Here is a 17478-nt window from a genome sequence, read left to right as displayed (position 1 = left end):
GAGCAAACAATTATGTATTTGGTGTGTGGCGAAGCCCTGTTTGATTTCTTCAGCGAAGACGATGCCAGCGGTCTGGCTTCGAAAGTGAATTTCAAGGCGATTGCCGGCGGCTCGCCGTTCAACGTCGCCGTGGGTTTGCGTCGTTTGGGCGTGGACTCGGCGCTGTTCGGCGGTCTGTCCACCGACTACCTCGGCCGCCGCTTGCAGCAAGTGTTGCAGGACGAAGGCGTGCGTCCGGATTACCTGGTGGAGTTCGCCGCGCCGACCACCCTGGCGATGGTCGCCGTCGGTGCCAACGGTTCGCCGCATTACAGCTTCCGTGGCGAAGGTTGCGCGGATCGACAACTGAGCCTCGCGCATCTGCCGACGCTGGGCCCGGAAGTGCGCGGTCTGCACATCGGCTCGTTCTCCTTGGTGGTGCAGCCGATTGGCGACACCCTGCTGGCACTCGTCCAGCGTGAAAGCGGTAAACGCCTGATCAGCCTCGACCCGAACGTGCGCCTCAATCCAGAACCGAACATCGAGTTGTGGCGCGAACGCATTGCCACGCTGGTGCAACTGGCCGATTTGATCAAAGTCAGCGACGAAGATTTGAGCCTGCTGTATCCCGAGCAGGATCCGCAGCGGGTGATCGAAAGCTGGCTGGAGCACCGCTGCCAAATCGTCTTTCTCACCCGTGGCGGTGAAGGCGCAACGGTGTTCAGTCGCGCGCATGGTTCGTGGTCAGTACCGGCCTGTTCGGTGAAAATCGCCGACACCGTTGGCGCTGGCGACACTTTCCAGGCCGCGCTGATTACCTGGCTGACTGAGCACGGTCTGGACTCTGTAGAAGGCGTGCAGCAACTGACGCGCGAGCAGATCGACGCGATGCTGAAATTCGCCGTGCAAGCCGCCGCGCTGACGTGCAGCAAAACCGGCCCAGACTTGCCTTATCGTCATCAACTGTCCTGAACGCGTAGACTGTCGCCTTTTTTGCGCATGACGGGATAACGGCTTTTGAATTACGGAAAGACGCTTGGACTACTGACACTCGCAGGGTTATTGACCGGTTGCGGCACTTCACCGCCGCGTTCGCCGGAAAATCTCTGCGATATCTTTCGTGAAAAAAGCGACTGGTACGACGCGGCGCAAGTCACGCAAAAACGCTGGGGGGTGCCGATTCAGGTGCCCTTCGCGATCATGTACCAAGAGTCCGGCTACCGTTACGACGCCAAAACCCCGCGCAAATATCTGCTTTGGGTGATTCCGTGGGGCCGCGTGACCACCGCGTCGGGTTATGCGCAGGCGAAAGATGAAGTCTGGTCGGACTACCAGAAAAGCACCGGCCGCAACTGGGCCGATCGTGAAGACTTCGACGACGCCATCGACTTCATCGGCTGGTACATGGACAAGACCACCACGATCAATGGCGTCTACAAGTACGACGCTTACAACCAGTACCTCAACTACCACGAGGGCTGGGGTGGTTTCCGCAACAAGACTTATGCGAGCAAAGCCTGGCTACTGCCGACGGCGCGCAAGGTGCAGGCCCGCTCGAATATGTATGCCCAGCAATATGCCGGGTGTAAGGAAGAGCTGAATCGCGGGTTCTGGAGCCGGTTCTGGCATTGGTTGTAGTGGTGACTTTAAGGGCCTCATCGCGAGCAGGCTCACTCCTACAGGGGATCTTCTTCGGACACAAAACCTGCGTCCACTGAAGATCCCCTGTAGGAGTGAGCCTGCTCGCGAAAGCGCCCGATCAGGCACTACAAATCCAAGCCCTACAACACCGAAAAGCTATAACTCACAATCAACCGCGTCTCATCCACATCCCGCGCAAACTGCTCGTAGTTCGTGCGATACGTCGCATTCCTCAACCGCACGCTGACATCCTTGAACGTCCCCTCCTGAATCACATACTTCAACTCGCTGTCACGTTCCCACTCTTTGCCTTCTTGATCACTGCCCAGCACTTTGATGTGATCACCGTTGACGTAACGGGTCAGGAAGCTCAAACCATTAATGCCAATTGCCCTGAAGTCATAGTCATAACGCAACTGCCACGAACGCTCCTGCGCTGCGGCAAAATCGTTCACCTGCACATAGTTGACCAGATACGGATTACTGCCATCGAGGTACGGCATCGAGTTATCGCCGTTCATACGCTGCCAACCCGCGCTGAACGTATGACCGCTGTGCGCGAAAGACAGCAAACCGCTCAATGCACGGTTATCGATGGAACCGGCCTTCGCATCGCCGCTGTCAGCACTCTTGAGCAAGCGCAGATCAGCCTTTAATACACCGCCCGCCAACGGTTGATTGGCCAACAACCCGACAAAGTGCTGACGGTAGATGTCTTCCAGTTCCGCGTAGTGATATTGACCGGTCAGACGATCATTGATCTTGTAATCGAAGCCGTACATGTCGAAATGATCGGCCGTGGTGTTACACGCGTAACGCTTGTTCTTGCAGTGCACGCGGATGTCTTGCGAATCGGTGGAATCGCGCGCGGTGTACTTGTCGAGACGCGCCGCCATAAAGGTCAGATCCTTCACCTCTTTCGAGGTCAACATCGCGCCGTTGAACATCGTCGGCAGCAATCGCCCGTCGTTGTACTTGAGCAGCGGCAGATCCGGCCGCAACGCGCCGTACTTCAACACCGAATCAGAAACGCGCACTTTGGCGGTCAGGCCCATCTTCGCGTACTGATCTTTCGAACCGCGCGGATCCTCACCGCTCGATGGCAGCAAACCACTGTTGCTGCTGTCAGCACTGGAATCGAGTTTGAAACCGAGCATGCCCAGCGCATCAATACCAAAGCCCACCGTACCCTCGGTGTAACCCGATTGCAGATCGAGAATAAAACCCTGAGCCGACTCTTCACGCTTCGACGCGCCCTGCTCGGTGGAAGTGTGCCCATCACGGAAGTCGCGGTTGAAGTACACCGTGCGCGATTCGATTTTCGCCGTGGTGTCTTCGAGAAAACCGCTGGCCTGAACCGGCGCGGTAAAACCGGCGCACAGCACAAAGGCTCCGAAGCCAAACGACTGGCGCGGGGTGATGAGGGGAAATGGGGGACGCATGAAAAACTCCAACACTGCAGCGTTTGCGCAAGCGCGCAATAAGCCAGAAATAGCTCCCGATCCGAGTCAGAAAATTGAGCCGGACAGAAGTGGAAACACGGGGGTGAACGACAATGATGGCAGATGGCTTTGACGCGCCAAAGACGACTTTAGTCTGAATCTGAGCGACGATTTCCTGTGCGCCCGGTCGGATAGATGCCCTCGCCGCACGCGCTTTTCAGTGCAGCGAAGCGCCCGGTTTTATTGAGCGAAAGCCCCCAACTAAGGGTTTCCCCCATACCGACAAGGGCCAACGTCTACGGCATTTGCGCCTTGAACGAGGCGGTTGAATGCTGCACCATCCGGGCTCTGCTTATTCAAGGACGGAATTCAAGGCATGTTGGACGCCAACGCAACCCACATTACCCTCACGCTCGAAGGCGCCTCCGCTGACCTGCAAGTACTCAGCTTCACCGGTCGCGAAGCCCTCAATCAGCCCTTCCGTTTTGACCTCGAACTGGTCAGCGCCCGCCCTGACCTGAAACTCGAAGAGCTGCTGCACAAACCCGGCGTTCTGACCTTCGGCACCACCGGCGAAGGCATCATCCACGGCCTGGTTTATCGCATCGAGCAAGGCGATTCCGGCAAGACGCTGACCCGCTACAGCATCAGCCTGGTGCCGCAACTCGCCTACCTGCGCCACAACCACGATCAGCAAATCTTTCAGAACCTGACCGTGCCGAAAATCATCGGCCAGGTGCTCGAAGCACGCGGCATTCTTGCCGACGCTTATAGTTTCCAGCTCGGCGCCGAGTACCCGCAACGCGAATACTGCGTGCAGTACGACGAGTCCGACCTGCACTTCATCCAGCGTCTGTGCGAGGAAGAAGGCATCCACTTCCACTTCCAGCACAGCAGCAGTGGCCACAAACTGGTGTTTGGCGACGATCAGACCGTATTCCGCAAACTGAAAGCCGTCAGCTACCAGCAAGACTCCGGCATGGCGGCGGAAAAACCAGTGATCAAGCGCTTCAACCTGCGCCTGGAAACCCGCACCACCCGCGTCAGCCGCCGCGATTACGACTTCGAGAAGCCGAAGATCCTCCCCGAGGCCGCGAACAAAACCGAGTTCAGCCCGGATCTCGAAGACTACGATTACCCCGGTCGCTTCACCACCCGCGAGCGCGGCAAATTCCTCACCACCCGTGCCCTCGAGCGCCATCGCAGCGACTACAAACTCGCCGACGGCAAAGGTGACGAGCCAACCCTCACCAGCGGCCATTTCCTGACCCTCGCCGAACACCCGCGCGCCGAATGGAACGACCTGTGGCTGCTGCTGGAAGTCTTCCACGAAGGCAAACAACCGCAAGTGCTCGGCGAAAACGTCACCAGCGACGTCACCGACCACAAAAGCGATTTCCATCAGGGCTACCGCAACAGCTTCCTCGCGACCCCGTGGGACGCGCACTACCGCCCTGCCCTCGAACACCCGAAACCGAAAGTCCTCGGCAGCCAGACCGCCGTCGTCACCGGCCCCAAAGGTGAAGAAATCCACTGCGACCAATACGGCCGCATCAAAGTGCAATTTCACTGGGATCGCGAAGGCCAGTCCGACGACAACACCTCCTGCTGGATGCGCGTCGCCAGCGGCTGGGCCGGCGCAGCCTACGGCGGCATCGCCATCCCGCGCATCGGCATGGAAGTCCTCGTCACCTTCCTCGAAGGCGACCCCGACCAGCCACTGGTCACCGGTTGCCTGTACCACAAGGAAAACGTCGTCCCCTACGACCTGCCGGCGAACAAAACCCGCAGCACCTTCAAAACCCTCAGCTCCCCGGGCGGCAAGGGCTACAACGAATTCCGCATCGAAGACAAAAAAGGTGCCGAACAGATCTACCTGCACGCCCAGCGCGACTGGGACGAAAACATCGAACACGACCAGAAAATCCGCGTCGGCAACGAACGCCACGACACCGTCGAAGCCAACACCTACAGCGAATTCAAAGTCGAAGAACACCGCATCACCCACCTCGACCGCAAAAGCGAAATGCGCGCGAACGACCACCTGACGGTTGCGGTGACTCAGCACGTCAAGGTTGGCACAGCGCAGTTTGTTGAGGCCGGGACGGAGATTCACTACAACGCTGGCGAGAAAGTTGTGATGGAAGGCGGCATGGAACTCACGGCCAAGGCTGGCGGGAGTTTTGTGAAGGTGGATGCCGGGGGTGTGACCATCAGCGGAGCCGAGGTGAAGGTGAACTCTGGCGGTGGGCCGGGTGCGGGTACGCCGGCGGCGCCGTTGTTGCCGGGGCCGATGAAAGTGGCGGATGCGGATAAGGCGGGGAAAGTCCTCGTGCCGCTACCGAAACGCTTGAGCGAGTCCGGTATCACACCGTTGTGCGGCAAACAAAACAACGGCGCTTGCAGCCGTAAGGATTGCACATGCATGTAAAAGCGCTGAGCGCCCTCCTCGAAGCCCCGCGCCATTCGTTCGAGCAATTGCCACGTGAAAGCTCCGGCCAGAGTCTGTGCTTCATCATCGACCGCGCCCGTCAACCTGAGGCCATGAGCCGCCTCTACCGCATCGGCGAACCGATGAACTCGCAAGGCCTGTTCATCGGCACCGACTTCGCGGAAATGGCCGCTGACGGCCCGCTGTGGCTGACCGCACCATGGGGCAGCCGCCTCGCCCATGAAGCGGCAAAACTTTGCGAAGAAAACTACGCCGGCATCGCGCTCACCACCGCCGCCCCGGACAAAGCACTGGCCCACGCCCGCTGGCTGCTGCGCGCCAATGACGGTTCCGGCGGCCAAAGCCTGCTGAGCTACCACAAACCGAGCCTGTGGGCCGCGCTGGCTTACACCGCCGTGGAAAACTCACAGCAACTGTTCGGCCCGTGGCAACACGTCTACACCCCAGCGCCAGTCCACTTCGGCCGTAACCGTGGTCACTGGCTGAGCTGGCGCTCCGTCTCGGAACTCGAATGGCTCGGCGACGTCTCAGCGTTCAACCTGCCATCGGACGCGCCGAAGGTTCAGGAACATTTGGGTTGGATCTACTGGACGGACGCGCAATACGCCGCCTATGGCGAACCGACCGATGAAGAACTGCCCAACCTCGTGGCAAACCTCAACGTGCTGGTGGCCCACAACATTTACGAAGGTCGTCATTTACTGAAACTGGGGCCGATCACTAACGGCCCGCTGCTCGAAACGCAGCCTCAGGCAATGGCCATCCTGCAATCCAGGGAAGAGTCGTTCATCAAGGTTCAGCAGCTGCAGCAACTGGCTACCAGCGCCGCTTGATGACCCCCGTCCGCGTAAAGAATGAATGGAATCGAAATGGAAACTGATCTCTCAGAAGCACCCAAGGTAGAACTCAACGGCCCAGCTGCCACCGCATCGACCCCTGCCGCACCGGTCGAGACCAAACCGACTCTGGAACTTGATCCCCAACCTGAAGCGCCTGCCAGTTGCTCCAACGCGTTCGACAAAGTCAAAACAGCTTGCTCGACGTCCTACGGCGAAGTGATCTACGCCACCAAAGAAAAGATGTTCTATCTGTTGCCTGAGCGCGCGGCCAGCTCGATCAAAGAAGCAATGAGCGAGCTTGAGCAACACATCAGCGCAAGCAAGTCACCAGAAGAACGCCTCAAGGGCATGAACAGCGCAGGACTGCTGGAGTATTTCCTGGAGCCCAAGCTCTCTAACTTCCTGCAAGGCGAACAAAAAAGCCGAATGCTCGAAATCGAGGCTCAAGAACCTGATATCGCTCAACCGACAATGGCCATGCGCCTTAAAGCTGTTGGTAGAGAAGCCCGAAACAGTGCTGCGCTGGACAAATTGCCGGATCAAAGCGAGTACGCCCGCAATCGGGAATTGGCCAACCAACAACAAGCTAGCTTGCTTGAAGCCAACTCCGAAGGGCAAAAGCTGCAGCGGCTCTACAGCGAGTGGAAGAAGCTGAAGACCGTCGCCATCGCTCAGGCCAAGATCGCCGGTTACACCTACGAAAGCGGTAATCTGTTTTCCCCCGGTGCACTTGAAGCAAGAAGTCGCGTACAGACTTACTTGAAGGCGCGTGCAGCACTTACAGCCAGCGGCAAGCTCACCACGCTGAAAGAGGAAGACTTCCAGAAAAACAAGAAGGCCTATCTCGACGCCACAAACTGCGTCATCGACGGCAAAGCCCGGATGTGTGGTTATTTGGCGGATGTCGCCAGTGAGCGTAAAAAAGTCGAAAAAGACTTCGCCGCCTATATCGAGTCGATCTTGAAGGTTGCCGATTACGGTCTCGCTGTCCCGGAATTCGCACTCATTCCAGACACTGGCAACATCAGCGCCGGGGTTGAGAAGTTCAAGGCCTACCTTGAAATGGAGCAACGGCAGATCACGCTCAGTGAGCAGATCCGCACAAAATACAAAGCATGGATTGATGCCAGCGGACAAAACGTCGCGCCGCCGGCCGGTATCGTCGAGGTCGAGCGAGCCGAATGGCATCGCATTCAACAAGACCGCATCAAGCTGCGCGATGATGCGGAGGCCGCCGTAGCCGCCGCTCTGCCACTGCGGCACCTGCTCTGGGAACCTGAACAGTTCCAGCCAAAACCCGAAGAGCGCCTGGTCAAAGCAGGATTTCCGCTGCGTGAAGTCGCGCTTTTCAACAGCCCCAACAGCCCCGTCAAACACCTGAGCATGCTCAATCTCGAGGGCATCACCAAAGTATTGAAAAAAGACGCCAGTGAAATCGGCGCCTCAATGGCCAAAGATGCGCAGAAGCTCCCCGGCAACAGCAGTGGTCAGGCCGCGACGGACACAGACGACAACCCTTTCCATGAATGGTTACGGCGCGAAGGCGCCATCGCCATCAAAGACCAGCAAAGTGACTGGTTTGATGAGAAAGGCTGGTTTGACGTAGAACTCTTTCACGCTTATCTGAAATCGAAAAATTACAAAGTCGACACTTTTGAGGATGCCGGTGCCCGCAAAGATTGGGGCCTTCGCTTGCGTCAGTTGCTGTTCAAAGAAGAAGTCAGAAGCTCGCTGCGCCTGTTCGACAACAGCCCGCAAGCACAACTCGTTCGTGCACTGACACCGCCGCAATCATCGATTCACACCGGCACGAAAGTGACCGGACCGGCATTCAGCGTGACCGACAACTTCAAAGCTTCCGCCAAAGCCGAGGTCAGCTTGGGTATCGACCTCGCCCGTGGCGAAGTTGAACTGATGAAAATGGATCTGCCGGGTAGAGATCAGGCGAAAGACATCCTTATTCCCTACCTCGATTACGAGAAAAACCGCAAAAACCTCAACCTCGGTCGATTCTCGATCCATTTGGGCGCACGCGCCTGGGGTTATACCGGCGCCACCCTCCTCCTTTCATCCAGCGTTCAATTGGGTCGCGCAAACGTGCAGGGCGGACTAAACCTTCCGGAAATCACCGATGCAAAACGTCCGGACACGACTAATGCAACCGCTGCAACCGTAAGAAGCGAACCGGTACTGGAAGGCAACGCCGCCAAGGTTCGGGTAGAAGATGGTGCCAAAGCCCAATTCAACCTCTTTGCGGGAGTGCAGGCAGGTATTCTGCTGACAGGCGCCTTGAATTGGGCGCCACCACAGGAGATCGCCGCGTTACGCACTGCGCCAACACCGGGGATGGGCAACAGCGTCAACAGTACAAAAGCCAGCGAATGGTCGAGCTTGGCCAGACTTACCGCAGGCTTTACCGCCGCGTACGGCCTCGGTACCAGCGCCGACATCGGCATTTCACTGCATGAAGGTCGCTTCATCATGCGGTTCAAAGCATCCGTAATTGTCGGAGCAGGCGCTGGTGGCGAATTCCAGTTTGAAGTGGGGTATGACGGGGTGACTGACCTGATTAACCTGTTGCGTCGCGAAATGCATAAAAATCAGGACAAGTCGCTGATGTTTGTGACTGACGATGCCGCTGACTATATCGACAAGCTGAACTTCCTCGGGGCTGCAGGTATGGAAGTGGCGATGGCGTATATGCAGGGCATCGATGTGGTGATGTCTTTGTATGAAGCGCTGACTGGAGGGGGTAGAGGGGCGATTATTGCACATACAATTATGACCTATCGGAATCAAGCAGAGCTTGACCAATGGATCCTTACCGCTACCCCAGGCGCTCTAGGCCCAATGCTTATGACTTTAATTAAACCACCAGAAGAATTCAAAATTGCAGAATACGGAACAGTAGGCTCAGGTTCAAAACCTGTCGAAAAAACATACTCGAAAGATCAATGCCACTTATTCCAACAGCAAGCAATCGAGCGAATATTGAATTTAATCGTACGGCAAGCCCAATTGCAGGGTACGATTCCGCTTGCACAAGCGCAGTTCGAAGAAGCATGTATGAGCATGAATCGCTTTGGAACGAAAGAAGTAAGTCAATCCGAACAAACTTACTGCGAAAACAGGTTACATTTAGATAACTTTATGTCTGAGGCAGTACTACGCCTGCACGACGATCAGAACGACGAAATGCGTTCTAGATACAAAACACACGTAAGCCTTTTAGGCTCCCGTTTAGATGGTTCATGTCGCCGCGTCCAATATTACGGCACCACCTTTGTCCCAGGTGGAAAAGCGACTTACGTCGGCGAAACCCAATAAAACTTCAGGACTAAAAAGTTGCGTACTCAAATCAAGATTTTATTCATAATTGCGCTAATATTTTCAAGCTCTGCGATTGCCCAACTCACTTCAACGCAACAAGCAGCGAAAGATCGCGGCATCATGCTTTTCAATCAATACAAGCCTGCGGAGACCGAGTTAAGAGTCGCAGCTGAAGCTGGCGATCCGGAAGCACAGTTTTACTTGGCAGACGAACTTCGTCAAAAAAATCAGCGCATGACTGCGGAAGCGCAAAAATGGTACGAAGCCTCAGCCTCCCAAGGCGACTACTACTCAATGTTCAAACTTGCTACCACCTCAGAAGATCTATGCACAGTAACTAGCCAGTGCCCTCAAGGAAGCAAGAAGCCGAGTGAGTGGTTAGATTTATTGATAAAAACGGCTACGCCTCGCGCCATGACGGGGGACGGAGAAGCAATGGCAGTCTTATACAATGCGACTTCAGATATCGAATGGCTGGAGAAGTCTGCATCGTCTGGATATGCGCCATCGCAATGGCTGCTTGCTAACCGTTACGCGGAGGGTAAAGGCACATTCCTTCTGCCTTGGAAGAAGGCTAAGATCGAGGAGGAGTTATTAAAATCCGCCTCCGAGGGTGGGTACCCTCCGGCGATGGTTGAATATATATCAATCCTTTTTCAAAGAAACGATCTTGAAGGTGCTAGGCATTGGTGGGAAGTGGCGGCAAAAACCGGCTATCAAAATGCCGTCGCTAGCTATGGCGCGTATCTATCTCATACACCAGATAAAGTTGGCTACCCTATTGACCTAGTCAAAGGCTACGCACTCGTATCCCTACTAGAGGAACTTGACGGTGGCGGCAACGTTCAAGTTTATGTTGAGGGAAAGCTTCCAAAAATTGCTGAAAAAATGACGCCTGCGCAAATTAAAGAAGCCAAAAAATACGCCATTGATTGGAAGGCATCCCACCCGCCCCTTTCTTTCTTCCCAGAAAAACTAGGCCTTTAGTTTTGCAACCGCGACTTCAGAAGAACATGAACCATCTGATCGTGAGTTTTTTGGTAGCGCTTTTTGCGCCTAATGTACTGGCGCTGGCCTCCTCAGAACTTGCGATGAAGTCTCGCGGCATAATTCTTTATAACCAACACAAAGCTATTTCTGCAATCCCCTTACTTGTAATCGCCGCTAAAGCCGGAGATCACGAGGCACAATACTATTTAGCGGAGTCACTCAGAGCGAAGAGCAGATTCATGACTCCCGAAGCAAAATATTGGTACGAGGCGGCTGCCCTCCAAGATAATCTGTACGCGATGATCCAGCTTGGGCGAAACGGTAATGACTTTTGCGAAGCCTCACACGAATGCGAAAAGTCAGTAAAACAACCTGTTGAGTGGCTTAACCAAGCAAAGAAACTGGCTCAGCAAAAAGCCGATAATGGTGATGCGGAGTCCATGTACCTGATGTATGAGATCACACTGGAACACTCGTGGCTCGAGCGAGCGGCGAACGCGGGTGATGTACACGCTCAGTATTGGATGGCTGTGGGATACAAACAAGGCGATGGTTTTTTCTTACCTTGGAATCGAGCTAAAGAAGTGGAAAAGTGGTTCAAGCTTTCAGCCGAGAACGGAAACCCTCGCTCGATGATGGAATACGCAGCGATGCTTTTTGAGAAGGGTGATATTGCCGGTTTTCGACATTGGAATGAGCAGGCAGCTATGGCTGGCTACGCAGAGTCGGTATACGGCTACGGGTCTTATCTTGCTCACGAGCCTGATACCTATGGCTTTGCGTACAACCCAGTTAAAGGCTACTCCCTTGTGTCTTCACTCGTTGTTTTAGATGGCGGGGGCGGTATGCAAGAAAATGTTGAGTATAAGCTCCCGCTCATCTCGGCAAAAATGACACCGTCGCAGATTTCAGCAGCAGAAGAATTAACCAAGTCATGGGATTTAACGCACCCTCCTCTTTCTTCCCTGAAAAATTAAGCCGCTTGGTGAAAGAGGCTCTTTAGCCGGCAGCAGTGAATCAGCCTACATTTATCAGCCATTCACTCCTGCCAAATTCCCTACCCCATCAAACCGGTGCCTTCCAGCTCACCATCTGTTGCTGCGCGACCTGCAGCAAATCATTGCCATCCTGCGCCAGCAGATACAGCGCATGGGTAATGTGCGGAATGTCTTCCACGTCGGCTTGCTTGAAGCACAGACAGTGCAATGTTTCGAGCAGGTCGCTGCACGCGCGGATGCGCTGGACAGCTGCTTCAAGGATGTCTTTGGGGTTGGCTTCGGTATCGATGAGCAGTGTCGGGCTTTCGGTGATGTTGCTGTTTAGAGGGTGATAACGGTTTGGCAGCGGATTCAGTATCGGCATAGAGATAACTCCAATTGGGTAAGTAACCCGCCGACACCGTGACCAAACGAGGGAGGCGGACTGTATGCAAGCTTGGTCAACTGAATACCCAATCAGCTCGCCCGAAGGCAATCCTGCACACAGCCGCCACAGCAATGCACTCCGAAGACATAAGTGTCCGCGGCGCGAATGATGGCACATGTACGAGTATTCAGGTGACCAAACCCGAGCCGCTGATTTTGCAGCGACACCCGACAATACCCGCCCCGCTCCAGACCCCGAAAGCAGACAAAGCAGCAGCTTCTGTAGGAATTCGCCAAACCGCGCGAAGAAAACCGCCTCACTCCCTGACAGCCGGCGTTCAGCCGGGTTAACCATCGCTTAACGCCGTGGTCGAAAACTGTACTGAACCGCACGCCCTCAGCCGTTGGCTGACGCCCAGTGCGGCAGGTTCGGTTTGTATTGCACCGAACTCTCTTCGCGTCGCACGGGAGTCTTTTCATGAACATTCGTCCGTTTCTGCTCACCACTGCCCTCGCCTGCGCGGCTTTTGCCGGGTTGGCCCAGGCCAATGACACGTCGGCCACATCGAAAGCGGTGCCTTATGAGTACGGCATGCCGCTGCATGTGGCGAAGGTGATTTCGTTGACTGAGCCGGCCACTCAGCAATGCAAGGTGATTACAGCTGATATGAAGTACATCGATAACGCCGGCAAGCCTGAGGAGATCAGTTATCGAAAAATGTCTGACGCGTGCAGTTTCCAAAACTGACAGAACGTTCTGATTTTTGGCGTTGCGGTAGGCGTGGGGTGTTTCGGGGGTTATGCTCGGGGCCCTCCTCACTGCCGCAAGGATTAGCCATGCAGTTGTCGTTTCGCGCGTTGTCGGGCATTACCTCTTCGTTGTGTTTTTTGCTGGCGTTGGCCTGGGGCTTTTTCCCCGAGGTGTTGCTGGCGATCTGGAGCATTGAGTATTCGACCGCAGTCGGGTTTGTCGCGCGGCGCAGCGCGGTATTGTTTGCGGCGTTGGGGGTGATGTTTTTTCTGGTGCGCCATGCACCGCCGTCAGTGGCTCGCAGTGCGCTGAGCAACGGCTTTATCGTCGGTTGTTTTGGTTTGGCTGTGCTGGGTTTTGGCGAATGGCTCAATGGCCACGCCGGCCCCGGCATTTTGCTGGCGGTGCTGGTCGAGCTCGCGCTGGGCCTTGGTTTTGTGCAGGCCCGGCGCGTGACGGTCAAACTGGCTGAAACAGTGGGTTAAACGGCTCTGGATCGCGGACTGTAGTGGTGCGGTGTACTTTGCTTGTTCAGATCCGAACGCAGCCCTGCGATCAGTTCATTGATCTCGCGACAGCCGTTGAGGTGGCTGGCGTCGATGTCACGAACCATTAGATCGACCTGATCAGTCTGGTGATCGCCAAACACTTTGACGGTCATCAGCAAGTCCGGCGACAGCGTGCACTGGCAGCGCTTTGGCAGGAAACTGCTTTCAACGATGTTACGAAGTTCCAAGGCAGACAGAAACATGGCGAACCCTCTCCTTACTGTGAGATTGCCAATCAAGTATTCACGCTGACCTTTGCTGCGCCTGCACGGGTGTGTCCCCGCTGTTTCCATGGTGCGGCAAACGGTGGTACGGCGAAATGCCCATTGGAGTGTAGGCGCCCAAACCCGGTGCGCCGCACTGAAAAGACGCATAAAGCGTGCCTTTCATCGGGTCATTCTGACCCACATAAAAATCAATCACTTGGCGCAAAGGCCAGTATTTTGCTACGTGCAAAATGCCGGTTGAGCCCTTTTGCGCGTTGCATTTTGCAATCTGTTGCGGGTTTGCATTCATCACCCATGACGGTAAGAATGCTTGTCAAACCACCCTACACCCGCAAGGAGGCATCCATGGGTTCTTTACGCGCTTACGCGACCACCGGGCTGATTATCGCCAGCCTGTCCACCCTCGCCCACGCGGCGAAACTTGAAGACGTAGCACCTTACCCGAAGGCTGAGGCGGGCTTTACCCGTCAGGTCATTCATTTGCCGAAGCAAGAGAATGAAGAAAACTTCCAGGTCGAGATTCTTGCCGGCAAGACCCTTGAGGTGGACTGCAATCGTCCGAAGCTCGGCGGCGTGCTCGACGAGAAAAATCTGCAAGGCTGGGGCTATCCGTATTATCGCCTCGAGAAAGTCATTGGCCCGATGAGCACGCTGATGGCCTGCCCGCCCGGCAGCAAGAAGAAGCGCGCGTTCGTGCCGGTCGTCGGTGATGGTTTCACCGTGCGTTACAACAGCAAATTGCCGATCGTGGTCTACGCCCCAACGGACGTCGAAGTGCGCTACCGCATCTGGTCGGCCTCGGACAAGGTCAACACAGCCATTCAGGAATAACCGGGCAAGGAGCACGTGCAGTGATTACTTGCCACGTCAGATACGTGATCGACCCGTACCAACTGACCGAGTTCGAGGCTTACGCCAAGGCCTGGCTCGGTATCGTTGAACGCTTGGGCGGCACCCATCACGGCTACTTTCTGCCATCGGAGGGTGCGAGCAACATTGCTTACTGCCTATTCAGTTTTCCATCGTTGGCGGATTACGAAAGCTATCGGCATATCGCAATGACCGATTCCGAGAGTACGGCGTTGGTCGCCTCTTTGGTCGAGAAAAAGTTCATCGTCAGCTACGAGCGCACGTTCCTGCGCCCGCTGCTGCCCTGAACACCGTTACGCCGGGACGCCGCACGCAGCGGCGCGCTCGGCGACGTGACGCAGGCTGTCGAAGTTGATGTTGGCGCCTGAGTCGATCGCCACGAAGGTTTGACCGCGCACGCCGCTTCGCGCCACGTATTGTTTGATCCCCGCGACGGCCAGGGCGCCGGAGGGTTCGGTGATTGAGCGCGTGTCGTCGTAGATGTTTTTGATCGCGGAACAGAGGTCGTCGTTGCTGACGGTGATCACCTCGTCCACGCAGAAACGACACACTTCAAAACCGTATTCACCGATCTGCGCCACGGCCACACCGTCGGCGAAGGTACCGACGTTGGGCAACACGACACGTTCGCCTGCGTGCAGAGCGGCTTTCAGACACGCGGAATGTTCGGATTCGACACCGATGATCCGCACTTCCGGGTGCAGGTATTTGATGTACGCGGCGATGCCGGCGATCAAGCCGCCACCGCCTACCGGGATGAAAATGGCATCCAGCACGCCTTGGTGTTGCTGAAGGATTTCCATGGCCACGGTGCCTTGTCCGGCGATCACGTCCGGGTCATCGAAGGGGGACACGAAGGTGCGGTCGGTTTCTTCGGCCAATTGCAGGGCATAGGCCAACGCAAAGGGAAAGCTTTCACCGTGCAGCCGGGCTTCCGCGCCTCGACTGCGTACGCCCAGCACTTTCAGTTCAGGGGTGGTGCACGGCATGACGATGGTCGCGGCGATGCCCAGTTCGCGCGCCGCCAGTGCCACGCCTTGCGCGTGGTTGCCGGCCGATGCGGTGATGACGCCCTGTGCCTTCTGCGCATCGCTCAGTTGCACCAGTTTGTTGTAGGCGCCACGGATCTTGAAAGAAAACGTCGGTTGCAGGTCTTCGCGCTTGAGCAGGATGCGGTTGCCCAGCGCTTCAGACAGCGCCGGGGCTGCCTGCAATGGCGTACGCACGGCGAGGTCGTACACGGGGGCGGCGAGAATCCTTTTCACGTAGTGCTCAAGCAGGGCTTGCTGGTCGTTGGTGTAACTCATGCTGATCTCCTTGATAGCGATTTCACACACCCTGCGTAGGAGCTGCCAAAGGCTGCGATTTTTTGATCCTGAAGATCGCAGCCTTCGGCAGCTCCTACATGAGCGGTGTTTCGAACCCTGGAGACAGAAAGTAAAAACCCGCCTCTAGGGCGGGTTGGGTGCTGCAGTCGTGAGCTAGCCCGCCAAGTGAGGAATGGCGGTAATAATAATGCTTGGCTGGCAGCGCAATACGTAGGTAGTCATGGCCTGAAAATTAGCCTGAACGCTGCTGGCACGTCAATGGCCAATTTTGCGTGGCGCGGGTAATCTGGCGATTCTGCTCATCAGTTCAAGGAAGGAATGCATGATGTCTGTCGCCCTGCCCCTCACGGCTTTGCTGGCTTTTTCCGGTTACACCGTTTCGGTGATGCTCCAGGCTGAACAGTCGCTGATTGATTTTGGGATCAGCTTGATGTCGCGGCCGGATACGGCACAGGTGGTGATTGATTTGTACCTGCTGGCGACGTTGGCCGGGGTTTGGATGGTCAAGGATGCCAAGGCTCGCGGGCAGTCGGTTTGGTCGGTGGTGCCTTATTTGTTGCTGACGGCGGTGTTTGTGTCGGTGGGGCCGTTGTTGTATCTGGTGGTTCGTGGGGTTCGGGAGCGTAGGAAGATGAGCAGTTCGGCGAATGCGGGCTGATCCGGATTTTTTGGCGTTTGGGAAATAGCTTTCGCGAGCAAGCTCGCTCCCACAGGGGTTCTTCGCCACACCAGAGATCCATTGTAGGAGTGAGCCTGCTCGCGATGGGGCCGGGCCAGACAACACAAATCACCTGGCCAAGCGCCTCAGCCCAAACAACATCCCCCCCGCCCCCATCAACATCACCAGCAAAAACACCGGATAAGACACCCACCACGGCGTCCCCGCCGTCATCATGCTGAACTCCGACATCCCGCCAATACTCGCGATCAGGTTCAGCGGCAAAAACACCACGTTGATCAACGTCAGTTTGCGCAGCAGGTTGTTCATGCTGTTGTTCATCAGGTTACCGCGCGCGTCAATCAGCCCGGAGAACACCGTGGAGTAGATTTCAGCCTGTTTGTAGCACTGGTTGTTTTCGATGATCAGGTCATCGATCAGTCCGAGCGCCTCGCTGGAAAAATGCTGTTTCTCGGCATGATTACGCAGCCGTGTCAGCACCGCGCCGTTGCTGTGCAGGGCGTTGATGTAATAGATCAGGCTCTCGCTGAGGTTGAACATCTGCACCAGATGCTGGTTCTGCATCGAGGCGTTGAATTTTTGCTGCAACTCGCGGGCGACCAGTTTGATCACCTTCAGGTGACCGAGGTAGTGATGGATGTTGTTGAACAGCAGATCAAGTAGCACATCCAGCGGCGTGTTTAATGGCTGGCGAGTGCCGAGGCCATGCAGCGGCGTGTCGTCGGTGGCGATCACCAGCAATTGCCCCGGCGAGAACAGCAAGCCGCAGGACGACACCTCAAAGGCCAGGCTACCGCCACCGGAATAGTTTTCCGGGCGTTTCCAGATCAGGAACAGATGATCGGGGTGAAATTCGATCCGCGAGACTTCGTCCGGGTCGAGCGCCGAGGCCAACGCGTGTTCATCGACCTTGAAATGACTGTGCAGCAAGTCGCGCTCGGCGGCGTCGGGATTGCTGAACAGCATCACCTCGGCGTCCAATCGTTCAACCCGCTGTAACGCGCCGTGGCTTAGTGAAAAACTGCTGATCATCGGCGG

16 protein-coding genes and 1 pseudogene are annotated in these 17478 nt (G+C 56.1%); 12 read left to right on the top strand and 5 right to left on the bottom strand.

Features of this window, described 5'->3' with window-relative positions; genetic code table 11:
* Window positions 1–12: 12 nt before the first annotated feature.
* Window positions 13–951: a carbohydrate kinase gene (locus tag AD669_RS11820; RefSeq protein WP_053119877.1), complete on the top strand. Its 939-nt coding sequence runs from the start codon at window positions 13–15 to the stop codon at window positions 949–951.
* A gap of 45 nt (window positions 952–996) precedes the next feature.
* Complete coding sequence (locus AD669_RS11815) at window positions 997–1617, top strand: hypothetical protein (protein ID WP_053119875.1); 621 nt, start codon at window positions 997–999, stop codon at window positions 1615–1617.
* Between the two features lie 143 nt (window positions 1618–1760).
* Here AD669_RS11815 and AD669_RS11810 read toward each other — a convergent pair whose 3' ends face one another.
* Window positions 1761–3062, bottom strand: a complete 1302-nt coding sequence (locus tag AD669_RS11810) for an OprD family porin (protein ID WP_053119873.1) — start codon at window positions 3060–3062, stop codon at window positions 1761–1763.
* 376 nt (window positions 3063–3438) lie between these two features.
* Between AD669_RS11810 and AD669_RS11805 the strand changes: the two genes are divergently transcribed.
* From AD669_RS11805 to AD669_RS11785, 5 genes are read left to right on the top strand one after another with little or no spacing between them, the layout of a single operon-like run.
* On the top strand, window positions 3439–5493 hold the full coding sequence (locus tag AD669_RS11805) for a type VI secretion system tip protein VgrG (RefSeq protein WP_053119871.1): 2055 nt from the start codon (window positions 3439–3441) through the stop codon (window positions 5491–5493).
* A complete protein-coding gene (locus tag AD669_RS11800; protein WP_053119870.1) occupies window positions 5484–6347 on the top strand; it encodes a DUF4123 domain-containing protein in 864 nt (287 codons plus the stop codon). The genes AD669_RS11805 and AD669_RS11800 overlap by 10 nt, the downstream gene beginning before the upstream one ends.
* 36 nt (window positions 6348–6383) lie before the next feature.
* Window positions 6384–9680 carry a hypothetical protein gene (locus AD669_RS11795; protein ID WP_256218848.1) on the top strand — a complete coding sequence of 1099 codons (3297 nt, stop codon included), beginning with the start codon at window positions 6384–6386 and terminating at the stop codon, window positions 9678–9680.
* An 18-nt stretch (window positions 9681–9698) separates the two neighbouring features.
* Window positions 9699–10670: a tetratricopeptide repeat protein gene (locus tag AD669_RS11790; RefSeq protein WP_156316139.1), complete on the top strand. Its 972-nt coding sequence runs from the start codon at window positions 9699–9701 to the stop codon at window positions 10668–10670.
* Between the two features lie 26 nt (window positions 10671–10696).
* On the top strand, window positions 10697–11650 hold the full coding sequence (locus AD669_RS11785) for a tetratricopeptide repeat protein (protein ID WP_156316138.1): 954 nt from the start codon (window positions 10697–10699) through the stop codon (window positions 11648–11650).
* An 88-nt stretch (window positions 11651–11738) separates the two neighbouring features.
* Here AD669_RS11785 and AD669_RS11780 read toward each other — a convergent pair whose 3' ends face one another.
* Window positions 11739–12035: a hypothetical protein gene (locus tag AD669_RS11780; protein ID WP_053119866.1), complete on the bottom strand. Its 297-nt coding sequence runs from the start codon at window positions 12033–12035 to the stop codon at window positions 11739–11741.
* A 480-nt stretch (window positions 12036–12515) separates the two neighbouring features.
* Here AD669_RS11780 and AD669_RS11775 point away from each other — a divergent pair, with 480 nt between their 5' ends.
* Window positions 12516–12785, top strand: a complete 270-nt coding sequence (locus tag AD669_RS11775; RefSeq protein ID WP_053119864.1) for a DUF2790 domain-containing protein — start codon at window positions 12516–12518, stop codon at window positions 12783–12785.
* 89 nt (window positions 12786–12874) lie between these two features.
* Window positions 12875–13273 (top strand): hypothetical protein, encoded by a 399-nt coding sequence (locus AD669_RS11770; RefSeq protein WP_053119862.1) that lies wholly within the window; start codon window positions 12875–12877, stop codon window positions 13271–13273.
* Here AD669_RS11770 and AD669_RS11765 read toward each other — a convergent pair.
* A complete protein-coding gene (locus AD669_RS11765; protein ID WP_053119860.1) occupies window positions 13270–13539 on the bottom strand; it encodes a DUF1652 domain-containing protein in 270 nt (89 codons plus the stop codon). The two genes, AD669_RS11770 and AD669_RS11765, sit on opposite strands and share 4 nt — an antisense overlap.
* 369 nt (window positions 13540–13908) lie before the next feature.
* Here AD669_RS11765 and eco point away from each other — a divergent pair, with 369 nt between their 5' ends.
* Both eco and AD669_RS11755 read left to right on the top strand, forming a co-directional pair.
* Window positions 13909–14394 carry a serine protease inhibitor ecotin gene (eco, locus tag AD669_RS11760; RefSeq protein ID WP_053119858.1) on the top strand — a complete coding sequence of 162 codons (486 nt, stop codon included), beginning with the start codon at window positions 13909–13911 and terminating at the stop codon, window positions 14392–14394.
* A gap of 20 nt (window positions 14395–14414) precedes the next feature.
* On the top strand, window positions 14415–14720 hold the full coding sequence (locus AD669_RS11755; RefSeq protein ID WP_053119856.1) for an NIPSNAP family protein: 306 nt from the start codon (window positions 14415–14417) through the stop codon (window positions 14718–14720).
* A 30-nt stretch (window positions 14721–14750) separates the two neighbouring features.
* Here the strand turns inward: AD669_RS11755 and ilvA are convergent.
* Window positions 14751–15740: pseudogene (gene ilvA, locus AD669_RS11750) on the bottom strand (threonine ammonia-lyase, biosynthetic); the annotation flags it as partial.
* 343 nt (window positions 15741–16083) lie between these two features.
* On the opposite strand from ilvA, the gene AD669_RS11745 reads away from it, so the two are divergent.
* Entirely contained in the window at window positions 16084–16419 is a 336-nt protein-coding gene (locus tag AD669_RS11745; protein ID WP_053119854.1) for a DUF2834 domain-containing protein, read from the top strand.
* A 129-nt stretch (window positions 16420–16548) separates the two neighbouring features.
* Here the strand turns inward: AD669_RS11745 and AD669_RS11740 are convergent, their stop codons facing one another.
* Window positions 16549–17472 (bottom strand): magnesium transporter CorA family protein, encoded by a 924-nt coding sequence (locus AD669_RS11740; RefSeq protein ID WP_053120464.1) that lies wholly within the window; start codon window positions 17470–17472, stop codon window positions 16549–16551.
* Between the last annotated feature and the right edge of the window lie 6 nt (window positions 17473–17478).

Origin of the sequence: Pseudomonas sp. P1.31, assembly GCF_001269815.1 — a bacterium.
In the GTDB taxonomy this organism is placed as follows: Bacteria; Pseudomonadota; Gammaproteobacteria; order Pseudomonadales; family Pseudomonadaceae; genus Aquipseudomonas; species Aquipseudomonas rustica.
This window is presented reverse-complemented; position numbering and strand designations above follow the sequence as displayed.

Bases quoted from the DNA above. Each gene is read 5' to 3' on its own strand.
- eco (WP_053119858.1), top strand. From the start codon at position 13,909: ATGGGTTCTTTACGCGCTTACGCGACCACCGGGCTGATTATCGCCAGC.
- AD669_RS11810 (WP_053119873.1), bottom strand. From the start codon at position 3,062: ATGCGTCCCCCATTTCCCCTCATCACCCCGCGCCAGTCGTTTGGCTTC.
- AD669_RS11795 (WP_256218848.1), top strand. From the start codon at position 6,384: ATGGAAACTGATCTCTCAGAAGCACCCAAGGTAGAACTCAACGGCCCA.
- AD669_RS11800 (WP_053119870.1), top strand. From the start codon at position 5,484: ATGCATGTAAAAGCGCTGAGCGCCCTCCTCGAAGCCCCGCGCCATTCG.
- AD669_RS11745 (WP_053119854.1), top strand. From the start codon at position 16,084: ATGATGTCTGTCGCCCTGCCCCTCACGGCTTTGCTGGCTTTTTCCGGT.
- AD669_RS11785 (WP_156316138.1), top strand. From the start codon at position 10,697: ATGAACCATCTGATCGTGAGTTTTTTGGTAGCGCTTTTTGCGCCTAAT.
- AD669_RS11780 (WP_053119866.1), bottom strand. From the start codon at position 12,035: ATGCCGATACTGAATCCGCTGCCAAACCGTTATCACCCTCTAAACAGC.
- AD669_RS11805 (WP_053119871.1), top strand. From the start codon at position 3,439: ATGTTGGACGCCAACGCAACCCACATTACCCTCACGCTCGAAGGCGCC.
- AD669_RS11765 (WP_053119860.1), bottom strand. From the start codon at position 13,539: ATGTTTCTGTCTGCCTTGGAACTTCGTAACATCGTTGAAAGCAGTTTC.
- AD669_RS11770 (WP_053119862.1), top strand. From the start codon at position 12,875: ATGCAGTTGTCGTTTCGCGCGTTGTCGGGCATTACCTCTTCGTTGTGT.
- AD669_RS11740 (WP_053120464.1), bottom strand. From the start codon at position 17,472: ATGATCAGCAGTTTTTCACTAAGCCACGGCGCGTTACAGCGGGTTGAA.
- AD669_RS11820 (WP_053119877.1), top strand. From the start codon at position 13: ATGTATTTGGTGTGTGGCGAAGCCCTGTTTGATTTCTTCAGCGAAGAC.
- AD669_RS11775 (WP_053119864.1), top strand. From the start codon at position 12,516: ATGAACATTCGTCCGTTTCTGCTCACCACTGCCCTCGCCTGCGCGGCT.